Source organism: Pseudoalteromonas sp. NBT06-2 (assembly GCF_002276045.1).
Classification (GTDB): domain Bacteria; phylum Pseudomonadota; class Gammaproteobacteria; order Enterobacterales; family Alteromonadaceae; genus Pseudoalteromonas.
This window is the reverse complement of record NZ_NQMR01000033.1, coordinates 1-4,323: the sequence shown is the minus strand read 5'-3', so window position 1 is coordinate 4,323 and position 4,323 is coordinate 1. Positions and strand designations below refer to the sequence as shown.

General features: G+C 36.2%; 4 protein-coding genes. 2 read left to right on the top strand and 2 right to left on the bottom strand.

Translation table 11 applies throughout. The features are described 5' to 3' along the window. The first annotated feature begins 203 nt into the window (after positions 1 to 203). Positions 204 to 1,214: an asparaginase gene (ansA, locus tag CJF42_RS08935; RefSeq protein WP_095366351.1), complete on the top strand. Its 1,011-nt coding sequence runs from the start codon at positions 204 to 206 to the stop codon at positions 1,212 to 1,214. A gap of 103 nt (positions 1,215 to 1,317) precedes the next feature. On the opposite strand, the gene CJF42_RS08930 is transcribed toward ansA, so the two are convergent. Further along, positions 1,318 to 2,688 (bottom strand): DEAD/DEAH box helicase, encoded by a 1,371-nt coding sequence (locus tag CJF42_RS08930; protein WP_095366350.1) that lies wholly within the window; start codon positions 2,686 to 2,688, stop codon positions 1,318 to 1,320. Positions 2,689 to 2,875: 187 nt separating this feature from the next. On the opposite strand from CJF42_RS08930, the gene CJF42_RS08925 reads away from it, so the two are divergent. Further along, positions 2,876 to 3,007 (top strand): DUF2986 domain-containing protein, encoded by a 132-nt coding sequence (locus CJF42_RS08925; RefSeq protein WP_095366349.1) that lies wholly within the window; start codon positions 2,876 to 2,878, stop codon positions 3,005 to 3,007. A 69-nt stretch (positions 3,008 to 3,076) separates the two neighbouring features. On the opposite strand, the gene CJF42_RS08920 is transcribed toward CJF42_RS08925, so the two are convergent. Further along, positions 3,077 to 4,323: TonB-dependent receptor domain-containing protein (locus CJF42_RS08920; RefSeq protein WP_141235520.1), on the bottom strand; the 1,247-nt coding region annotated here is incomplete at its 5' end.

Below are 4,323 nucleotides of genomic sequence, written 5' to 3'. Positions count from 1 at the left end.
AGTAATCGTTTTCTACCCAAACTCTCTTAGAGCAAAAAGATAAGCGGCCAACTGCGTTGTTATAAGATATTTGTTGAGAATGTTAACGACACATCTTACGCCTAACATTTGGCACGCTTCTCGACTTGCTGAAATCGCACATTTCCAAGTAGCATGGGTATATATTAAAGCTAGACAACACAACATGAACTTTTGAGCAATTTATGAAAAGAAAACGTATTTATATTGCCTATACAGGCGGAACGATTGGTATGAAGAAGTCAGCACGAGGTTATATTCCTGCTGATGGTTATCTAACTGAAACGGTTGAAGCCAGTGCTGAGTTTAATCGTGATGAAATGCCTTTGTTTGATATTCATGAATATCAGCCATTAATAGACTCTTCAGATATGTCACCTGCCCATTGGCAAATGATCGCCGATGATATTAAAAGTAAATATCATGATTATGATGGCTTTGTAGTACTGCATGGCACTGATACCATGGCTTATACAGCAGCTGCATTATCATTTATGTTTGAAAATTTAACAAAACCCGTCATTGTCACTGGTTCTCAGATCCCACTTTCTCAATTACGTTCTGATGGTCAAGTTAATCTGTTAAATGCTATGTTTTTAGCAGCCAACTACCCTATTGCTGAAGTAAGTTTATTTTTTAATAATCAGTTGTTTAGGGGGAATCGTGCCACTAAGGTTCATGCTGATGGCTTTAATGCTTTTGGTTCACCCAACTTAGAGCCTTTAGCATTATCGGGTATTAACATTGAATTAGTTAAAGGTACTCTAAGCCCTTATATCGAAAATGAACTTGAAGTATGCGCGATTACACCACAAAACATCGGTGTTTTACATTTATATCCAGGGATCAGCAATGACGTAGTACAAAGTTTATTAAACGGTAAGCTTAAAGCCCTAGTATTATTAAGCTTTGGTGTCGGTAATGCGCCGCAAGAATCTGAGTTTTTAAAACTACTTGAAGAAGCCAGTGACCGTGGTATGGTTATTGTAAACCTGACCCAATGTTTAAAAGGCAGTGTTAACATGGGTGGTTATGCAACCGGTAATGCATTACTGAATGTCGGTGTGATCAGTGGTTATGACATGACATTAGAAGCATGTTTAACTAAGCTTCATTATTTATTAAGTCAAAACCTTGAAACTGAAACAATCAGGCACTTAATGCAAGATAATTTACGTGGCGAACTAGAGAGATAACTGCTAGCAAAATAATAATGTATTAAGCCTAAAAACTAACGTATTAAAAGGTTATTCCCGAAGTGTTTTATCGGGAATCTATGAATTATATCTTTAGTTAATCTTACTTATGCTTTTTCACACTGTTTTTCCATACATCTTGTGAAACGCTTTTGTTATCTGTACTTTTCTTAGATTGTGCTTTATGGCCAGATGCTCGCTTTTTTGGTCCTTGTGATGCTTTATCGCCATGACGACGTTTATTTTTTTGCTCATCTTGATTATCAGACTGTTTAAATTGCTTTGATTTTTTAGGTTTTTTAGCCTTAACAGGACGTGTATCTAATCTTGTTTCAGGTAGTTTATTGATAGGTTCAAAACCTTCAACAATTTTACGACATAATAACTTTTGCGTTAAACGCTCAATATCAGATAGTTCTTGAATATCATCAGCTGTTACTAAAGAAATTGCTTCACCACTGGCTCCTGCTCGACCAGTACGGCCTATTCTATGAACATAATCCTCAGACACATTTGGTAAGTCATAATTTACCACTTGTGGTAGCTGATCTATATCTAAACCACGGGCAACGATATCTGTAGCGACTAAAATACGTATTTCACCACTTTTAAAACCGGCAAGTGCTTTGGTACGTGCACTTTGACTCTTGTTACCATGAATAGCAGCAGCTTCAATTTTACTTTTATCTAACTGTTTAACTAAACGGTTTGCGCCGTGTTTTGTTCTGGTGAAAACTAATACCTGACGCCAGTTGTTTTTCTCAATTAAGTGCGTTAACAATGCTGGTTTTTTAGTTTTATCTACTGGGTGTATCCAGTGTTCAATTGTTTTAGCGGCTTTATTTGATTCGACTGATATTTCTACTGGATTGTAGATCAACCCTTTTGCTAATTGACGAATATCATCTGAAAAAGTCGCAGAAAACATTAAATTTTGACGTTTCGCAGGAAGTATTTTAAGAATGCGCTTAATATCATTAATAAAACCCATATCTAACATACGGTCAGCTTCATCTAATACTAATACTTCGAGGTTTTTAAATTTAACTGCACCTTGACCCATTAAATCTATTAAACGTCCAGGTGTTGCAACTAATACATCGACACCTTTACGAAGTCGCATCATTTGTGGGTTTATTTTAACTCCGCCAAAAACAACTGTAGAAGTTAAAGGCAAATTTTTACTATAAAGCGCTACACTCTCTGCTACTTGAGCAGCAAGCTCCCTTGTTGGTGCTAATATAAGTGCTCTAGCCTGATTTGGACCTGCTTTTTGACCTTGAGATAATCGTTCTAGAAGTGGTAGTGTGAATCCTGCAGTTTTACCTGTACCTGTTTGTGCTGCGGCCATGATATCTCGGCCTTTAATTATTGCAGGTATTGCTTTTGCCTGAATGGGTGTTGGGGTGTCATAACCTTGTTCACTGACCGCTGTTAAAATAGGTGCAGATAATCCCAAATTGGTAAAGCTCATAAAATCACTCTTATCATTAAAATATACGCTAAAGCGTCAAGGACGTGCACCTTACAATATAAGCGTTAATCAAGCAAGAATGTAGGCTTAATACTCCGCTAGTTCAATTAAAATAGCGCTTTACTTTGTTATTTTAGACTTTGCATTTACAATACAGGTATAGAAATTTGTAAGGATGGGAATAGCAATGAACAGACAAAAGAAAATTAATGGTATTTTTAAGAAAAAACTTAAAAAATTCAAATCAAAACTGCATACCAGTAACAAACCAGCTTATGTTTCAAAGGCAGAACGTGAAAAAGAAACTGAAGAAAAATAAGTAGTTTAGTAACTTTTAAAATTTAAAAAGGCGACTCATTAAGTCGCCTTGCTGATCTAATTCAACTAATTAGAATTTGTATGAAGTACTCATGAAAAATGTTCTACCGATTACATCATAGATAGATGAATCTGTATTCATGTCTGAACCATTTGACATATATTCTGGATCTGTATCTAGTAGGTTTTTAACGCCACCATTTACAGTCCACTGGTCATTCATGCTATAAGTTGCTGACACATGGTGATAAATGACATCATCTGTTGAATAGGCTCCATTTTCATATGGGTCGTTACCGTCCATTCCTTGAATATACTGAGCGTTATAAAGCAACGTTAAATCATCAGTAACATTTACATCAACTGATAAATTAGCTTTTACTTTAGAATAATTTCCAAAGTTAGGATCAATAAAGCCCTCATAACTAACACCATCTTCAATGAACTCAATTAGATAAGTTGCATCAAGTGCAACTTTAAACATATCTTGTCTATAGCTTAGATTTAAATCTATACCTGATGTTTCTTGAGAACCTACATTAATTAGTGCAGAAGTCAAGTTATCTAGATCGCCATCAATAGTGATATTGATTGAACTACATGCGACTTGATCACCAACATAACAAGAATTCATCTGCTCTTGAACATTTAAGCGGCTAATAGCATCTGTAATATCAAAGCTCCAGTAATCAATTGTTGACGATAAACCATCAGCAATTTCCCATACCACACCAAAAGTGAATGATTCACTCTTTTCTGCATCTAAATCCTTACCACCGGTACGGTTTACAAGAATCTGTGCATCTTGTTCATTACCCCAAGGGTCTGTAAGGTAATCAAATGACCCCGAGTTACCAGAATATAACTCAGCAACACTGGGCGATCTAAAACCTGTAGCAACTACCGAACGAAGCATAAACTCATCATTGAAACTATAAGTTGCACCAAGCTTCCAGGTTACTGCGCTACCAAATGTAGAATAGTTATCGAAACGCGTAGCAGCTTCAACTGTTAATTCATCAGTTACTGGTAAAGACAACTCAACATATACAGACTGAACAGAGTAATCACCAGATGTTGGATCTTGCTGAACTGAAGTACTTTCACCTGATTGAGTCACTAAATCTGGAATATAAAAACCACTTTCAAAACGGTTCTCGATACCCACTGCATAACCTAACTCAGATTCTGTAACACCATTTAGACCCGCAGCCATAATAAATTGTTCGTTACCACCTTTATTAACTTCAGTATACACTACACCTGTATTCTGAAGGTGTGATTGACTGATTGTTTCACGGCTAGCGCATTTTAACC